Genomic DNA, 18,151 nt, shown 5'->3' on the forward strand with positions numbered 1-18,151 from the left:
CTGGGTACCGACAGCAACCAAACTCCGAATACCCGTGATGCGTATCCCGGCAGTGAGTCGGCGGGGGATAAGCTCCGTCGTCGAGAGGGAGACAGCCCAGACCGTCGTCTAAGGTCCCCAAGCGCGTGCTAAGTGGGAAAGGATGTGGAGTCGCATAGACAGCCAGGAGGTTGGCTCAGAAGCAGCCACCCTTGAAAGAGTGCGTAACAGCTCACTGGTCTAGTGGTTCCGCGCCGACAATGTAGCGGGGCTCAAGCACGCCACCGAAGACGCGGCAGTAGTTTTCTACTGGGTAGGAGAGCGTCCCACGAGGGTCGAAGCGGCGGTGTAAGCCGGCCGTGGACTTCGTGGGAGTGAGAATGCAGACATGAGTAGCGAGAGACGGGTGAAGATCCCGTCCGCCGGATGACCAAGGGTTCCAGGGCCACGTTCATCGTCCCTGGGTGAGTCGGGTCCTAAGGCGAGGCCGACAGGCGTAGTCGAATGGATGAACGGGTCGATATTCCCGTACCGGCAGGCGACCGAAAAGACCGAGGCCGTGAGTACTAACCTCCGGTTGGCCGTGATGTTCCCTTCGGGGTTCGGATCGGTCCTCAGTTGGGAGCGTAGCGGTAGTAGGTGAGCGCAGGAGTGACACGGAAGGGCAGCCGGCCCGGGAGGTGGTTTTCCCGGGCCAAGCACGCAGCCCGCCCCCCAGGCAAATCCGGGGGGCGCGAGGGTGAGGTGCGACGGGACGCGCGTTGAGCGTGGATCCGGTGATCCCGGCCGTCGAGAAAAGCTTCGGCGTGAGGGCGTCTGGCGCCCGTACCCCAAACCGACACTGGTGGTCAGGTAGAGAATACCAAGGCGATCGAGCGAATCCTGGTCAAGGAACTCGGCAAATCACTCCCGTTCCTTCGGTTTAAGGGAGACCCCCTTGCGTGAAGCGGCTTGCCCGTGGAGCGTCGGGGGGTGGCACAGACCAGGGGGTAGCGACTGTTTACCAAAAACACAGGTGCATGCGAAGACGCAAGTCGCGGTATATGCACTGACGCCTGCCCGGTGCCGGAAGGTTAAGAGGATCCGTCAACCTTTTTGGTGAAGCGGTGAATTCAAGCCCCGGTAAACGGCGGTGGTAACTATAACCATCCTAAGGTAGCGAAATTCCTTGTCGGGTAAGTTCCGACCTGCACGAATGGCGTAACGACTTCCCCACTGTCTCGACCAGGAGCTCGGCGAAATTGCAGTACGAGTAAAGATGCTCGTTAAGCGCAGAAGGACGAAAAGACCCCGGGACCTTTACTATACCTTGGTATTGGCATTCGGTGTGGATTGTGTAGCATAGGCGGGAGACTTTGATATCCAGGCGCCAGCCTGGGTGGAGTCGCAAGGTGAAATACCGCTCTGTTCGCATTGGATGTCTCACCACGACCAGTCATCCTGGTCTGGGACAGTGCCTGGCGGGTAGTTTAACTGGGGCGGTTGCCTCCCAAAGAGTAACGGAGGCGCTCAAAGGTTCCCTCAGCCCGGTTGGCAATCGGGTGGCGAGTGTAAGTGCACAAGGGAGCTTGACTGCGAGACTGACGGGTCGAGCAGGGACGAAAGTCGGAACTAGTGATCCGGTGCCGGTGTACGGACGCGGCATCGCTCAACGGATAAAAGGTACCCCGGGGATAACAGGCTGATCATTCCCAAGAGTCCATATCGACGGGATGGTTTGGCACCTCGATGTCGGCTCGTCGCATCCTGGGGCTGGAGCAGGTCCCAAGGGTTCGGCTGTTCGCCGATTAAAGCGGCACGCGAGCTGGGTTCAGAACGTCGTGAGACAGTTTGGTCTCTATCCTCTGCGCTCGTTGGAATGTTGAGGAGGCCTGCCCATAGTACGAGAGGACCTGGGTGGACGAACCTCTGGTATGCCGGTTGTCGCGCCAGCGGCACGGCCGGTTGGCCACGTTCGGAAGGGATAACCGCTGAAAGCATCTAAGCGGGAAGCCTGCTCCAAGATAAGCATTCCATAGGATCCCCGGATCCTTGAACCCCCCATGAAGAACACGTGGTCGATAGGCCGGACGTGGAAGCCCCGCGAGGGGTGGAGCCGACCGGTACTAACGGGGAAAGGCGAAACCTTCACGCCGACACCTTCGATTGTCGGCGACCGTGCTGCGCACAGTGACACGCGGACGACAATGACGGCACTATGGTCGGTCACCGCGGTCGGAAAACGAATACCAATGACAGCGTCCACCATCCGGTCCCCAAACCACCACTAGGCCGGCCAAGACATGGTCTTGGACCGTATAACAGAAGATTTGCGGCGGTCATGGCCCAGGGGAGACGCCCGGTCCCATTCCGAACCCGGAAGCTAAGGCCTGGCACGGCGATGGTACTGCACCCGACAGGGTGTGGGAGAGTAGCACACCGCCGCATTTAAACGTCAAAGGAAACCCTCGGTAGAGCAACAGCTCCCGAGGGTTTCTACATATCCAAGCATAGTCATATCTAGACACGGCAAGAATTTAAGGATCTTTGCAGGGAATAGCACCTTTCTGCAAAGATCCTTTTTTATTTGCATCATCGACCGTTTGTGCGCGGTAAACGACAGGTTGTGTGATAGGCCCTGCACGCGCTGCGCAGACCTGATTCAATCAAACTAGCGGCGAAGAATCTGAACGTCACAGCGGTGTCACATCAGATGAAACGTCAACGAATCAGAGGCTATGCACAGCGTCAGAAGTGCAGCAGACAGTGCAAGGAAGGACGAGTACGAGATGGAACTCGAAGAACTTTCGGTAGGCGAGAAAGCGGCGATGCTTTCCGGCGGCTCCGAATGGGATTCGCGTGGCAATGAACGCGCAGAGATCCCCAGCTTTGTGATGAGCGATGGCCCCCACGGTGTGCGCCGTCAGCTCGGTGAAGGCGATCATCTAGGCTTGGGTGCTTCTAAGCCCGCCACTTGCTTCCCGACCGCTGGTACCGTGGCCAACTCCTGGGATCCGGAACTTGCTCAGGAAATGGGCGAGGCCTTGGGCCGCGAAGCTCACGATCTTGACGTGAATGTGCTGCTGGGCCCGGGGCTCAACATTAAGCGCAACCCGTTGTGCGGCCGTAACTTCGAGTACTATTCCGAAGATCCGATTGTGGCTGGACGTATGGCTGCCGGCTTGATTCGCGGCATCCAGTCCAATGGTGTTTCCGCATGCCCCAAGCATTTCGCGGTCAACAGCCAGGAGCTGCGCCGTCAAGCATCTAACAGTGTGATTGACGAGCGTACGATGCGAGAAATCTACCTGACCGGTTTTGAAATCGCCGTACGCGAAGCTGCGCCAATGACCATCATGACCTCCTACAACGAGATCAATGGCGTCTACGCGCATGAAAACAAGCACCTGCTGCAGGATATTTTGCGCAACGAATGGGGCTTTGACGGCATGGTTGTCTCCGATTGGGGTGGCTCCAATTCCGCTGTTGCTGCGGTTAAGGCTGGTGGCTCCCTCGAAATGCCGTCTCCGGGCTACACCTCTGTGCGTGAACTTGAAGGCGCTGTTAAGGCTGGCACGCTTTCCGAAGCCGATATCAACGCTCGTGCGGCAGAAGTGGCAAAAATCGCTCGCCTGACTCGTGCCGAAGGTGTTGGCCGTGACGATCTGCTCGATGATGCCATCGCCGCTGCTCATCATGAGGTGGCTCGTAAGGTGGCTGAAGGCTCCTCCGTGCTGCTCAAGAACACGAATGCATCACTGCCGCTGAAATCCGGCATGCGCGTGGCCGTGGTTGGCGATATGGCCAAGACCCCACGCTTCCAGGGCTCCGGCTCCTCCAAGGTGAACGCCACTCGTGAAGAAAACATTCTCGACGAGCTGATCGCTGCCGCTGAATCCACTGGCGTGACGGTAACCGGTTATGCACAAGGCTATGATCGCCAGGGTGTTGCTAACCCGGCACTGATTACCGAAGCCACGGCACTTGCTGCGCAGTCTGACACTGACGCAGTGGTTGCTGTCATCGGTCTTGACGAGCGCAGCGAATCTGAAGGTCTTGACCGCTCCACTATGGCCATTCCGCAGGTGCAGAATGATCTGGTCGCCGCCCTGACCGCTACTGGCAAGCCCGTTATCGTGGTGCTGGTCGCTGGTTCTCCGGTTGAACTGCCGTGGTTTGATGATGTGGCGGCAGCCTTGTACGTTGGTCTTTCCGGACAGGCCGGCGCTTCCGCTACCGTGCGCGCGCTGACCGGCCAAATCAACCCGTCCGGCCACTTGGCTGAGACCTGGCCGCTTCACTATGACGATGCCCCGTCTGCAGGCTGGTATCCGGCTGTGGGGCGTGACGCCATCTACCGTGAGGGCCCGTTCGTCGGCTACCGCTATTACGAAACCGCCCAAGTACCTGTGCGCTTCCCGTTCGGTTATGGTCTGAGCTATTCCAGCTTCACCTACAACGACTTGATTGCGGACGAAACTAGCGTGCAGTTCACCGTTACCAACGATTCCGATGTGCCAGGTGCCACCGTTGCGCAGTTGTACGTTGCTGGTCCCTCCCGCGCAGAAGAAGGCGGTGCCGGCGTGCTGCGCCCCGCTCGCGAGCTCAAGGGCTTCGCCAAGGTCGAACTAGGTGCACATGAATCAAAGACCGTGCGCATCGAATTCGACCGGTACACCTTCCGTCACTTTGATGTTGCAGAGAACCGTTGGGCTACCGAATCCGGCATCTGGACCCTGACTGTAGGCACAAACGCTGAAGATTTGCCGCTGAGTACTCCGTTCGCGGTTGCCGGCGATGTGGATGCAACCCCTGCTGATCCAGCGATGGGCCACTACCTGACCGGCGATGTCAAGCATGTCACTGATGCGGAAATGACCTCCCTCTTCGGTCATGAGGTTGTTGCTCCCGGCAAGCCCACGACGTTCGGCGTGAACGATCCGATTTCCAGCTGGGTGGATTCACGAGGTTTTGTGGCTCGGACCATTGCCAAAACGCTGACCAAGCGTGAGGCTTCCGTCCGCCAGAAGACCGGCGCTCCAGACCTCAATACGCTCTTCATTCTCAACATGCCGCCGCGAGCCATGAGCAAGATGACTCAAGGCATGGTCGATTCAGCAATGGTGGATGCCATCGTCACCATTGCCAACGGCCACACATTCCGCGGTCTCGGCGGCTTGATCGCCGGATTCTTCCGCAACCAATCCGCCAACAAGCGCACTGCAAAGGAGCTCAACAATGACTGACAACACCACTTCCACGGCCGGCGAAAAGAAGCTCGGTCCGATTCGCCAGTGGATTAAGGATCACCCCACCATTTGGGAGTTCATCCTGTTCAACGTGCTCTCGAACATTTCCACCATCTCACGTTTCGTGGTTACGTGGATTGGCACTGCAATCTTCGTGGCGGGTCTCGGCATTACCACGCCATTCCACTTCCTCATCTTCAACTACCCGGAATCCGGTAACGGTCTCGGCGGCTTCCTCACCTTCCTCTTCGCCGAGGTTATCGCTCAGGTGGTGAACTTCTTCGTACAGATGAAGTGGGTGTTCAAGTCTGACTCCAGCTTCAAGGATGCTGCTTGGAAGTACGCTATTCTGGCCGTGGTCATCGTGGTGGTGAACCTCGTGCTGCCGGGTTACGTGACCTCCCTGTGCCAGGGCTGGGGCATGAACGCTGGCATTGCCGGCACCATCGCTTCCGTGGTCAACACGCTGCTGGCTGTGGTGGTGAGCTACCCGTTGCTCAAGTTCTGGATTATGCCGAAGAACAAGGAGGCTAAGTAATCCTTAATTTTCCAATCTTCTGACCTCTTCTTTCTCTGAGCCCGGTCGGACGCTTACCTCGAGCGTCCGACCGGGCTTTTTCATGTTTCTTCAAATGTGAACAATGCCACAAGTTGCTCGGCGGGTTGCTTTATACGGGTTTATGGCTGCCTTGCACAAATGGCGGAAAATCAACGTAAAACACTATATCTAGTGTTTTTGAATACAACACGCCACTACACATAGTGGCTTGATTGAAAATTGGCTGGCTGTAATATGGCTCTCGCTTTATTCCACAGCACCAGCGAAGGGGAGTTCGCCATGACCGTCACTGTATTCACCAAGCCACATTGCCCGCAGTGTGAAGCCACTAAGCGTCAATTCACCAAGCTGGGCGTGCCATTTGAAACCGTGGATCTGACGGAGAACCCCTCAACCCTTGAACAGCTGCAGGCGGCCGGTTTCCAGCAGGCCCCAGTAGTGATTACGCCAGACAACTCTTGGACCGGTTACCGTCCGGACTTGATCCGCGAAATTGCCAAGAAAGCCGCTGCCGAAGCTCCGGTGGCCGCGTGACGCGGAATAGTGCAGCCGGGCTAGTCGTTGCGCAAGCGACTGAGAACGTTGAAAGTGCCGTCAGCACGCCGGAATTCGCCGCTTCGGGCACTGGGATAGGCGCCTTGGTGTACTTCTCCTCAGCTTCGGAGAACACTGCGCGATTCGTGGCCGGGTGCCGGTTCCAAGACCAAGGCATCAACGTGTATCGCGTACCGTTGAAGGCATCCGAGCCAGCGCTGAATGTGCGCGAACCATACGTCATTATGGTGCCCACTTATGGTGGAGGGGTCATCAAAAAGGCCGTGCCAATCCAAGTCAAACGATTCCTTAACGATCCAGAGAACCGTGCATGGATTCGCGGCGTCATCGCCTCCGGCAACACGAACTTTGGCGAAGCCTACTGCGCTGCCGGCGATATCATCTCCGCCAAGTGCCACGTACCGTTCCTCTACAAATTCGAGCTGATGGGCACTCCAGAAGACACTGCCGCCGTGAAAAACGGCCTCGTGAAATTCTTTACTGCCGAATAGGCGGAAGTCTCCCGTACGTCACAAGGATCACAACCCAACTATGACCGATTTCACCAACACCGGACTGGCCCTCGACAACACGTCGCACAGCGCCGAGCCCACCGATCCCGCGCGCGACTACCATGCGCTGAATGCAATGCTCAACCTGTATGACTCCAATGGTCAAATTCAGTTTGATAAAGACAAGGCTGCTGAGCGCGCCTATGTGACCAATCATGTGGCAGCCAACACCGTGACCTTCCCGAGCACCGCGGAGCGCCTGAAGTTCCTGATCGACAACCAGTACTACAACCCTGCGGTATTTGCCCAGTATTCAGCTGAATTCCTCGGCCGCTTCTACGCGCATGTGGAATCCGCCGGCTTTGAATTCGGCACATTCCTCGGTGCCTTCAAGTTCTACACGTCCTACGCGCTGAAGACCTTTGACGGCAAGCGTTACCTCGAGGACTTCCCGCAGCGCTGCGCCGCCGTGGCGTTGGAACTCGCAGCCGGAGATGAGACACAAGCCATTGAATACACCGACGAAATGCTTGCCGGCCGTTTCCAGCCGGCGACCCCCACCTTCCTGAACCTCGGCAAGGCCCAGCGCGGCGAGCCGGTCAGCTGCTTCCTGGTGCGCATTGAAGACAACATGGAGTCCATCTCCCGCGGCATCAACGCAGCCCTGCAGCTGTCCAAGCGCGGCGGCGGCGTCGCTCTGCTGCTGAGCAACCTGCGCGAACTCGGCGCCCCGATCAAGCACATCGAAAACCAGTCCAGCGGCGTGATCCCGGTCATGAAGCTACTGGAAGACGCATTCTCCTACGCCAACCAGCTTGGTGCCCGCCAAGGCGCTGGCGCCGTGTATCTGAGTGCCCATCACCCAGATATTCTGCGATTCCTCGACACCAAGCGCGAGAACGCGGACGAGAAAATTCGCATCAAATCCCTGGCACTCGGCGTGGTGATTCCGGACATCACTTTCGAACTGGCCAAGCGCAAGGAGCAGATGGCCCTGTTCAGCCCCTACGATGTGGAACGCGTCTACGGCAAGCCGTTCGCCGACATCGCAATCACCGAACATTACGAAGAAATGGTGGCGGACAGCCGCATTCGCAAAACCTACATCGACGCCCGCAAGTTCTTCACCACCATTGCTGAACTGCAGTTCGAATCCGGCTACCCGTACATTGTGTTCGAAGATACGGTCAACCGTGCCAATCCGATTGAGGGCCGCGTGACCATGTCGAACCTGTGCTCCGAAATCCTGCAGGTGCAGGAGCCCAGCGAATTCAACGAAGACCTGACCTACAAGCACGTCGGCCGCGACATCTCCTGCAACCTTGGTTCCCTCAACATCGCCAAGGCGATGGACGGTGGCCTGGCCCACACCGTGGAGACCGCGATTCGCGCGCTCACCTCGGTGGCCGAGCACACGAGCATCAACGCCGTGCCTTCCATCCGCCGCGCCAACGAGGAAGGTCACGCCATCGGCCTTGGCCAGATGAACCTGCACGGCTTCCTGGCCCGCGAGGGCATTATGTATGGTTCCGAGGAAGGCCTCGACTTTACGGACATGTACTTCATGACCGTGGCCTATCACGCCTACCGAGCCTCCCATGCGCTCGCCGTGGAACACGGCCAGGCATTCAAGAGCTTCCCAACCTCCGACTACGTCAAGCCGGCTGGCCAAGGTAACTATTTCGACAAGTACACGGATGGCCGCCGCTCCCTCGAACCTCGCACCGCCCGCGTGCGCGACCTGTTCGCCAAGTTCGGCATCGCGATCCCGACCGTGGCCGACTGGCAGGCGTTGCAGGCCGCAATCATCAAGGACGGCATCTACAACCAGAACCTGCAGGCTGTGCCGCCCACCGGATCAATCTCATACATCAACCATTCCACGAGCTCAATCCACCCGATCGCTTCCAAGATCGAAATCCGCAAGGAAGGCAAGATCGGGCGCGTCTACTACCCGGCCGCCTACATGACCAACAGCAACCTTGAGTACTACAAGGATGCCTATGAGATCGGTTGGAAGGCCATCGTCGACACCTACGCTGAGGCCACCCAGCACGTTGATCAGGGTCTCTCGCTGACGTTGTTCTTCCCGGACACCGCCACCACCCGCGACCTCAACAAAGCCCAGATCTACGCTTGGCGCAAAGGCATCAAAACTCTCTACTACATCCGCATCCGCCAGCAGGCGCTGGAAGGCACTGAGGTTGCCGGTTGCGTAAGTTGCATGCTCTGAAAGGAAAAATATGCCACCGATTTCTATTCCACGTAAGCCGTTGAAGCTTATCGACCGCGTTTCCGCCATCAACTGGAACCGTTTGGAAGACGAGAAGGACCTTGAGGTCTGGGACCGCCTGACCGGCAACTTCTGGCTACCTGAGAAGGTCCCGGTCTCCAACGACATTCCGTCCTGGCAGCAGATGAGCGAAGAGGAACATACGCTCACCATGCGCGTATTCACCGGTCTGACCTTGCTCGACACCATCCAGGGCACGGTCGGTGCCGTCTCCCTGATTCCGGATGCGCTCACCCCGCACGAGGAGGCCGTGTACACGAACATCGCGTTCATGGAATCCGTGCACGCTAAGTCCTACTCTTCGATTTTCTCCACCCTGTGCTCCACCGAGCAGATTGATGCCGCGTTCGACTGGAGCGAGCAGAACGAGTTCCTGCAGAAGAAGGCGGAAATCGTGCTCGACTACTACGAGGGCGACAACCCGTACAAGCGCAAGGTGGCCTCCACGCTGCTCGAATCCTTCCTCTTCTACTCCGGCTTCTACCTGCCGATGTACTTCTCCGCTCATGCCAAGCTCACCAATACCGCTGACGTGATCCGCCTCATCATCCGCGACGAGGCTGTGCATGGCTACTACATCGGCTATAAGTATCAGAAGGGCATCGCCCAGCTGACCGATGCCGAGCGCGCCGACCTGCAGGACTACACCTACGATTTGCTCAACGAGCTGTACGACAATGAGGTGGGCTACACCGAGTCCCTGTACTCCGGAGTGGGCCTGGTCGAGGATGTGGAGAAGTTCCTGCATTACAACGCCAACAAGGCGCTGATGAACCTCGGCTACCCAGCGCTCTTCCCGGCTGAGATTTGCGACGTGAACCCTGCGATCCTCGCCGCTCTGAGCCCGAACGCCGACGAAAACCATGACTTCTTCTCCGGCTCCGGCTCCTCCTACGTGATGGGCAAGGCCGAGGAAACCGACGACGACGATTGGGACTTCTGACTGTCGGGTTGGCTCGGGATTACCGAAGGATTATCGCGGAATGAGCGCGGTCAGAATAAACCAATGATCCTCGGTGCGAATCGTCACCTCGCCACCGTATTGTGCGGCGATATGACGAATCGACTTCACGCCGAACCCGTGCCGCGAAGCATCATGCTTCGTGGTACGCAGCGCGCCCGTCGAGTCCTTCTTCAACGCAGAATCGTAATAATTCTCCACACGAATCACCGTGAACTGACCCTGCCCGTACAAGGCCACGCGAATCAAGCGCTGCTGCTTATTCGGCAGTTTGCTGGTCGCCTCAATCGCATTGTCGAGCGCGTTGCCGAACAGTGAGGCAATATCCATTGAAGACATACCATTAAGCAACTTACCGTCCGCCACAGCGGTCAACGTAATACCCCGATCCGCACAAGTGCGCATCTTTGAAGTCAGAATCACATCCAGTACTGGGTTGCCGGAATGCTGCTGGGCGCTCGCCGCCGCTACGGAAGCCTCCAATTGCTCGAATCCGGCAGCCGCATGCTCAGGGTCGACTTCCGCTCGCAAAGCCGCAATCTGATGCTTCAAATCATGCGCCAAACGCCCAATGGATTCGATATTTTCCTTGGACGCTAGATATTCCTGATGCTGACTTGCCAATTGCGCATTGATTGATGCTAGTTCCGCATTCGCGGCCATTCGCCGTGCCTGTTCCTGCTGCGCGTAGAGAATCGCGAATCCGCAGAAGTCCACCAATGTGCGGATGTAGAACACCTCCTGGCCCACAGTGCCGGAGAACGGTGTATTGGTGGAGATGAAGCTCAAGTTGCTCATGGCGAACGTGGTGATGGTAATGGCCAGCGTACCCACAGACAGCTGCCATGTGGTGCTGGTGGGCGCATCATGCGCAAAATTGCCGCGCTCAGCCAGCCAGGCAACGGCGAATGCCGCCGCATACGTGCCGATAAGCACCAGCGTGGGGAATGGTTCCTGCGGGGTTAAATCAAGCCCGTATTGCAGGAACGTCACCAGCTGCCAGTGGAGTGAAGCGACCAGTTCCGCCAGCACAAACGCACGCGCAGTAATATACAATCCCTCGCGATTCCCCGTGCCTGCAGCGAATCGCACTATTGCCCACATGCCACCGAACGCCAGCAGCATACCGATTACCCAGAACCACAGTGGCATCGCGCCATCGAGATACTGGATGACAATCATGCCCACCAAGCCAACGGCACTGACTATGGCCGTGCGTTGCCAGGGAACTCGCCGATAGATGGCCAGAATGTACACCATGCAGGCCAGCCATTCGCACAAGGCGGTATAAAGCCGCGGAATATCCGGTAGTGCGTTGGTTATTGTGGTGCCATCCATCAGAGCGCACCCATACCCATGTAATTGGTCAGCGCGGTGAGGAACGCCTTCTTGCGCGGGCGGCTCACACGCAACGCCTCGCCGTTCGACATCACGCAATCCTGCCCATCCACGCCAGTCACATGGCGCAGATTCACCAGATAGCAGGAGTTCGAGCGGAAGAAGTTCTGGTCCGTCAGACGTTCTTCAAAGTCTTTCAGGGTGCCGGTCACCGAAAGCTTGCCGCCCTGCGTGTGCACGATAATCGTGTGACGAATCGATTCGATATACAGCACATCGGCCAGCTCCACGCGCATCTGCTTACCGCCTGCTTCGATGAGCAGCGCCTCATCCGTGCGACGGCGCACCATATCGATGGAACGCTTGATTTCCTGGCGGAATGCGAAATAGGGGACAGGCTTCAGCAAGTAGGAGAGCGCCTGCACCTCATAGCCATTGATGGCATATTGCGGGGCTCCGGTGATGAACACGATCACCACGGAATTGTCGCGCTCGCGAATCTTGCGGGCCGCAGCCATGCCATCCATGTGCTGCATTTCGATGTCGAGCAGCAGAATGTCGTACGTCGGCGTGTATTGCTCTACGATTTGCTCGCCATCGTCGAATACGGAAATCGTGAACTGCGTGCCGGTTTCGCTCTGATATTGATTCAGATAATCAAGTACCCGCTGGCAGGCTTGTGGATCATCTTCGACCACCCCAACCCTGATATCGCGCATGACCATACCCTCCCGTCATGGTTCCTCTGTCTGTCATCTTATCTGGTGGACTTGGCGCAGTGTGGCAACGATGCAGGTTTGTGGAGGTTACTCCTGCTCGAAAGTAACGCCGTTACGGGCCGCTAGGCGCTCGGCTTTGCGTTCATCTTTGCGCTCCTCAGCCTGTTCGATATGTTGGATGCGCAGCTGGCGCCAATCCTCGCGCATATCGCGGAATCGTTCGGACAGCGTCATGTCGTTGTCGTTATCGGTGCCATTGTGCCCGTCTCGTGTGGTATCCGCCCATCGCTCGGCAATCTGCTCTTTCGTGAGCGGAAGCCACATGGAAGGTCCGGTGGGGTCGGCGCCGGGCGTCGCCGCTAGCGCATCCGCCGCATTGTCCGCGAACTTGGTCACGCCGAGCTTCAGTAATCCAAGCAGTTCGCGCAATGTATCCGGGATCGGTTCATCGCTTTCGTTAGCGGTCTTGGAAAGTCGCTCGATATGGCGGCGAATCGCATCCGCATCCTCAGGGTCGATTTTGAGGCCGGCGATAAGTGACTGGCGAATCGTCTCATAGTCAAGATTGGCAAAGAAGTTGAGCTGTTGCAGCGTCATGAAGCCCTTGAGCTCAGGGAAACGCTCAATAATATATGCTTCGCGATCGTCGGCGGCTTTGGTCCAGTCGCGCGTAAGCTTCGGATCCCAACTGGCGGTGATGGAGCCTTCGCGCATACGGTAGTGATACAGCACCTTCGGAATGCGTACCACGCGTGTGGCTTCGCCAATCACATTGCAGATGCGGGAGAGGTCTTCGATTTTACGGCCTACAGGAAAAGCGAATCCGGTGTTCTGGTAGGTGTGTGCAGGGGCGAGGAAAGCCCAGAAGTAGCCATCAATCTCAGCTTTGACTTGCTTTTTGATGGCTTCCACCGGCGTGAGAATCTGCACTTTATCAAAATCATTGTGCCGATAGTTGGAGAGCAGTGGCTTGCCATTCTCGGAAATGGTGTCGAATTGGAACATTACGAGGTCGGCATCGTATTCGCGCATGGCGGCGAGGCAATCTTCCACCAAGGTGGGTGCCACGGTGTCATCGGAGTCGGCAAAGTACATATAGGAGCCAGTGGCTTGTTTGATGCCGGCGTTACGCGCATCCGAAAGGCCGCCGTTGGGTTTGTGAATGACGCGGATGCGAGGATCCTTCGCAGCCCATGCATCGCACATGGCAGGGCAGGAGTCGGGGGAGCCGTCGTCCACGAGCAGGATTTCGAGATTCCGGTAGGTCTGTGCGGTGACGCTCGCCACACATGCGTCAAGGAACTGCTCGACCTTATATACCGGGATGATGATGCTGACCAACGGCTCATGTTCCATGTCTCAAGCCTAACGCCGGGTCTCGCCGTGCAGCTTCATCATGCTGAATTAACGAGGAGCCTGCGGCGAGGAATTGGCAAGATCGCGGCGTGAAACATATCGTGAAACGTGTGGTTTGAAGTGTCTTCCTAGGAATGCGTCTCGCACGGTGCTGACATGGCGACACGCTCTGTGAAATGTTTCGCATGTTCGCCTTGTTTTTGTACATGCCGCGTGTATAGTGAATCTTGGCTCAACGAAGAGAACCTTCACTGAACCGGAAAAAGTAAACGCTGAAGCTTGCAGTTCCGAGAAGCGACGTTGTGTGTCGGTGTTGTGGGTAGAAGCAAAAGGAAATAAATCCCTTTACAACGGATCGTGAGGCACGTACCTGCCTCTGAAAGGATTGAAATTATGGCAGAAGTCGTATTCGACCACGTCACTCGTATCTACCCGGGCAACGATAAGCCTCTGTGGATGATCTGAATCTTGATATCAAGGATGGCGAGTTCCTCGTCCTCGTCGGCCCTTCTGGCTGCGGTAAGTCTACGACCCTTCGTATGCTCGCCGGCCTGGAAGAGGTCAACAAGGGCCGCATCCTCATCGGTGGCAAGGACGTCACCACGATGCAGCCGAAGGACCGCGACATCGCAATGGTGTTCCAGAACTACGCTCTGTACCCGCACATGACCGTCGCCGACAACATGGGCTTCGCTCTGAAGATCGCCGGCACCCCGAAGGAAGAGATTCGCAAGCGCGTCGAGAAGGCCGCTGAGATCCTCGACCTGACCGAGTACCTCGACCGTAAGCCGAAGGCTCTGTCTGGTGGTCAGCGTCAGCGTGTTGCTATGGGCCGTGCAATCGTCCGTGAGCCGAAGGTCTTCCTCATGGATGAGCCGCTCTCCAACCTCGATGCAAAGCTTCGTGTCCAGACCCGTACCCAGATCGCCGCTCTGCAGCGTCAGCTGGGTGTCACCACCCTGTACGTGACCCACGATCAGACTGAGGCTCTGACTATGGGCGATCGTATTGCCGTCATCAAGCTCGGCATTCTGCAGCAGGTCGGCGCTCCGACCGAGCTGTACGATCGTCCGGCCAACGTCTTCGTCGCTGGCTTCATTGGCTCCCCGTCGATGAACCTGAACACCCACCCGGTGGTCAACGGCAAGGCAAAGATCGGTGAGGACACCGTGGATCTGCCGGCTGAGGCTGTCAACAAGCTCACCGCTGAAGACAACGGCCAGATTGTGGTCGGCTTCCGTCCTGAGGACGCAAGCCTGGCTGCTTCCGACGACCCGAACGCCTTCTCCCTGAAGGTTGTGAACGTCGAGGATCTGGGCTCCGACGGCTACATCTACGGCAACATCATCACCGATGGCTCCGCTGCTGAGGCTTCTCAGGTTATGTCCGACCAGAACAAGCTCACCACGATTCGTGTGAACCCGCGTGCGCTCCCGAAGGTCGGTGCAACCGTGAAGATCAAGATTGACCCGGCCAAGATGCACCTGTTCGCTCCGTCGACCGAGCTGCGTCTGAACTAGTAGATACTTGGCGAGGTCTAACCGCTTCGTCAACCATTAAACGAGGTTATTCTCTTCCTCTCTTATGACCTCGTTGGAAAAGCCCTGCACAGCTGCGGGGCTTTTCTTTTACCCATGCTGTGCCGCTTCTATAATGACAACTAGCTGTTCCCCTCGATTCAGTACGATGGAGTGCTATGGAAGTAACTAATCTGCCCCAGATGGATCCGCGTGCGTTGAAGGCCACCTCCGTAAAGGCCGAAGATGAGCACGCCAATTCCGCCGAGCCTCAGGCGCTGAAGATTACCGCCGCCAGCTCGAACCCGAAGATGTTCACGCTGCCGTGGCATAAGCCGTTGGCCACTTGGCCCGAGGATCTGCTCGCCAACCTGCCGCGAGGCATCTCCCGCCACGTGGTGCGTTTCGTGCATGTGGGCGATGAAGTCTACGCCATGAAGGAAATCACCCGCCAGGTGGCCGAGCGAGAATACGAGATTTTGCGCCGTCTGCAGAAGCTTGAACTGCCGACCGTTACCCCGATTGCTGTGGTCACTGGCCGCCATGATAAGAACGGCGAGCCGTTGGAAGCCATTCTGGTGACCCGTCACCTGAAGTTCTCTCTGCCATACCGTGCACTGTTCGCTCGTAATCTGCAGCATGACACTGCTGAGCGATTGATTGATGCGCTTGCCGTACTGATGGTTCGCCTGCATTTGGCTGGCTTCTACTGGGGTGATGTGTCGCTCTCGAACGTGCTGTTCCTGCGCGATGCTGACGCATTCTCCGCTTTCCTAGTGGATGCCGAAACTGGTGATTTGCAGGTGCAGCTGACTGATGGCCAGCGCGAATACGATATCGACCTGGCGCGCACAAACATCATCGGCGAATTGATGGATTTGGCATCCGGTCGCCTGCTGCCTAGCGATGTGGACGAGATTGAAGTCGGCAACCGCTTGGTCGACCGCTACCACTCGCTGTGGAGCGCCCTGACCGATACCGATAAGTTCGGTCCGGACGAGATGTGGAAGATCGAGCAGCGCGTCAACAAGCTCAATGAGCTGGGCTTCGACGTGGACGAGCTGGAAATGAAGACCGCCGAGGATGGCAAGCGTGTGCTGGTGCGTCCGCGCGTGGTGGACGCCGGTTACGCCAACCGCAAGCTGCTGCGTCTGACCGGTCTCGATGTGCAGGAGAATCAGGCCCGTCGTCTGCTCAACGATCTCGATGCCTATCGTGCCTCGACTTGGCGCGATGGCGAGGAGCTGGAGATTGTGGCAACCGACTGGATGCGCGAAGTGTATGAGCCGACTGTGCGCATGATTCCGCGTGACTATCGTTCCCAGATCGAGCCGGCGCAGTTCTTCCATGAGGTGCTCGATCACCGTTGGTTCCTGGCCGAGAAGGCCGGCCACGATGTGCCGATGGGCGAGGCCGTGACCAGCTACATCGAGAATGTGTTGCCGCAGTACAAGCTGGACAAGAAGGATGTGGACGAGCTGAACGCCGAAGCCGATTCCGGCGTGGTGGACGACGAGTACACCTACGGCGATTACGACGGCTACAACCCCGACGACGATCCGGATGCAGCGGTATGGGCGAGCCGTTAAGCAGACAGTCCAGTGGACTGTCTGTAGGCGAGCCCCGAGCGAGACGATAGTCGAGTGAGGGCAGGTTGAGCCTTGCCGTAGGCAAGTCTGTAATTGCCGGAGCTACTAAGCCGTTCAACAGACGGTTCGCCAGCTCAAGGGGCGGTTGCTGATAAGGCAGCCGCCCCTTTCTGTACTCTGCTGTGCCATCGTATGCAATTGCAATGTGTTTTCATGAAAGTAATACAAAAGAAATTATTGCTAGAAGCGGCTTATTAAGCGTATTTGATGAGAAAATCTGACATGCGGCAATCGTTTGCAAAAAGACTATGGACTGACGTATGCTGGAGGCTAGACGACTGAGTGGTATCAATCGATGACGTAGTGCCATGGTAGGAGAGAAGATGTTCGTTCAAAGTAGGCAGCATCCCCGTTATTCGTTGTTGCGAACGTTGTCATCGATGCTTGTGGTCATCGCTATGCTGTTGGCCGCCGCAATTGTGGGAGTGCCGATTGCTCAAGCTGCAACCACGTATGAAATCGGCAGCGCACAGGCTCCGGTCCTCAAGGACGATACGGTGATCACCATCGACGGCAAGCCGTACACCACCGGCATGACGGTGAACTACGGCGACCCGGTCAAGATGAAGCTGTATTGGACGATGCCGAATGGCATCGATATTCAAGAGGGCGATCAGTTCACCTATGATCTGCCGAAAGGCCTGAATTTCAAATCCAACGAAACATACACTATCTACGGTGATGATGGCGGTGAGCGCGGCACATTCACCGTCAACGGCAATAAGCTCGTGGCCACCTTCAACCGCAACGATACCGGCTCCAACAAGAAGATCTACGTCACCGTCAACGGCACCATCACCGAGTCGTCCACGGGCGACAACAACGGCGGCGAGGCCAGCTTCGAATTCCCGGGCATCGGGCAGCTGGAAGTCAACGTGAACGAGCAGCACAGCCTGTGGGCGCAGAAGAACGGCGCCATTTCCACCGAAGACCCCACCGTATTCGATTTCGTGGTGGAAGTGCATGCCAAAGGCAGCAACAAGAACGTCAAGCTCGAAGATTCGATGGGTGAACTGCTCAATCTGGTGCCGGACTCACTCAAGCTGTACACCGATGCGAACTGCACGCAGGAGTACACCGGCAACTGGGAACACACGGAGCAGACCGACACCATCCCCAACGGATTCAATGTCAACATCGACCAGATGACCGATGGTCAGGCGCTGTACGCGCGCTACAGCGTGAAAATCGACCGCAAGCAAGTCGCCGATAACGTTGGTACCGACCTCGTCAAAAACAAGGTCAAGTACTACAGCGACGATTATGCGAAAAAGCAGACCACTGAACAGAGTATCTGGCTGAACAGCAAATGGTCCGTGAAAAAAGAACGGCAAGGCCAATACCGTCGACAAGACGGATGAGAACGGCAAGCCGGTACTTGGCAAGGACGGCAAGCCGGTGCAGGTCACCGTGGTCAACTGGACGATCACCGTCAACGCCGGCACAGACGCCGAAGTGCCAACGCGACAACGATCAAGGATTCGCTCGGCAGCAACCTCAGGCCCC

General features: G+C 57.3%; 11 protein-coding genes, 2 rRNA genes and 1 pseudogene. 11 read left to right on the top strand and 3 right to left on the bottom strand.

The annotated features are described in order from the left end of the window. The 8 genes from BISA_RS00120 to nrdF form a co-directional block, all read left to right on the top strand. A 23S ribosomal RNA gene (locus BISA_RS00120) occupies positions 1–2,107 on the top strand; the annotation flags it as partial. A gap of 182 nt (positions 2,108–2,289) precedes the next feature. Then, positions 2,290–2,406: ribosomal RNA gene (rrf, locus tag BISA_RS00125) — 5S ribosomal RNA — on the top strand. Positions 2,407–2,747: 341 nt separating this feature from the next. Then, positions 2,748–5,204, top strand: coding sequence for a beta-glucosidase GluB (gene gluB, locus BISA_RS00130; protein ID WP_033889490.1), 2,457 nt, complete (start codon positions 2,748–2,750; stop codon positions 5,202–5,204). Further along, positions 5,197–5,745, top strand: coding sequence for a GtrA family protein (locus BISA_RS00135; protein WP_033889491.1), 549 nt, complete (start codon positions 5,197–5,199; stop codon positions 5,743–5,745). The genes gluB and BISA_RS00135 overlap by 8 nt, the downstream gene beginning before the upstream one ends. Before the next feature lie 300 nt (positions 5,746–6,045). Next, positions 6,046–6,300, top strand: a complete 255-nt coding sequence (locus BISA_RS00140; protein WP_033889493.1) for a glutaredoxin family protein — start codon at positions 6,046–6,048, stop codon at positions 6,298–6,300. Between the two features lie 95 nt (positions 6,301–6,395). Beyond that, positions 6,396–6,812 (top strand): class Ib ribonucleoside-diphosphate reductase assembly flavoprotein NrdI, encoded by a 417-nt coding sequence (nrdI, locus tag BISA_RS00145; RefSeq protein ID WP_242689713.1) that lies wholly within the window; start codon positions 6,396–6,398, stop codon positions 6,810–6,812. A gap of 40 nt (positions 6,813–6,852) precedes the next feature. Beyond that, entirely contained in the window at positions 6,853–9,045 is a 2,193-nt protein-coding gene (gene nrdE / locus BISA_RS00150; RefSeq protein WP_033889495.1) for a class 1b ribonucleoside-diphosphate reductase subunit alpha, read from the top strand. Positions 9,046–9,055: 10 nt separating this feature from the next. Next, the gene (nrdF, locus tag BISA_RS00155) at positions 9,056–10,048 is read left to right on the top strand and encodes a class 1b ribonucleoside-diphosphate reductase subunit beta (protein ID WP_033889497.1); all 993 of its coding nucleotides are present in this window, start codon (positions 9,056–9,058) and stop codon (positions 10,046–10,048) included. Positions 10,049–10,078: 30 nt separating this feature from the next. Here nrdF and BISA_RS00160 read toward each other — a convergent pair whose 3' ends face one another. The 3 genes from BISA_RS00160 to BISA_RS00170 all read right to left on the bottom strand — a co-directional run bounded on the left by BISA_RS00160 (position 10,079) and on the right by BISA_RS00170 (position 13,479). Further along, positions 10,079–11,404 (bottom strand): ATP-binding protein, encoded by a 1,326-nt coding sequence (locus tag BISA_RS00160; protein WP_033889498.1) that lies wholly within the window; start codon positions 11,402–11,404, stop codon positions 10,079–10,081. Then, on the bottom strand, positions 11,404–12,123 hold the full coding sequence (locus tag BISA_RS00165) for a LytR/AlgR family response regulator transcription factor (protein ID WP_033889503.1): 720 nt from the start codon (positions 12,121–12,123) through the stop codon (positions 11,404–11,406). Before BISA_RS00165 ends, BISA_RS00160 begins: the two co-directional genes overlap by 1 nt. 87 nt (positions 12,124–12,210) lie before the next feature. Continuing rightward, the gene (locus BISA_RS00170) at positions 12,211–13,479 is read right to left on the bottom strand and encodes a glycosyltransferase family 2 protein (RefSeq protein WP_033889499.1); all 1,269 of its coding nucleotides are present in this window, start codon (positions 13,477–13,479) and stop codon (positions 12,211–12,213) included. A gap of 393 nt (positions 13,480–13,872) precedes the next feature. On the opposite strand from BISA_RS00170, the pseudogene BISA_RS11785 reads away from it, so the two are divergent. From BISA_RS11785 to BISA_RS00185, 3 genes and pseudogenes are all read left to right on the top strand, one after another. Then, positions 13,873–14,999 (top strand): annotated as a pseudogene (locus BISA_RS11785) (ABC transporter ATP-binding protein). A 176-nt stretch (positions 15,000–15,175) separates the two neighbouring features. Beyond that, complete coding sequence (locus BISA_RS00180) at positions 15,176–16,585, top strand: DUF4032 domain-containing protein (RefSeq protein ID WP_033889500.1); 1,410 nt, start codon at positions 15,176–15,178, stop codon at positions 16,583–16,585. 446 nt (positions 16,586–17,031) lie between these two features. Then, a complete protein-coding gene (locus tag BISA_RS00185) occupies positions 17,032–18,006 on the top strand; it encodes an Ig-like domain-containing protein (RefSeq protein ID WP_156099576.1) in 975 nt (324 codons plus the stop codon). Positions 18,007–18,151: the final 145 nt, after the last annotated feature.

This window comes from Bifidobacterium saguini DSM 23967 (assembly GCF_000741715.1).
GTDB classification, from domain to species: Bacteria; Actinomycetota; Actinomycetes; order Actinomycetales; family Bifidobacteriaceae; genus Bifidobacterium; species Bifidobacterium saguini.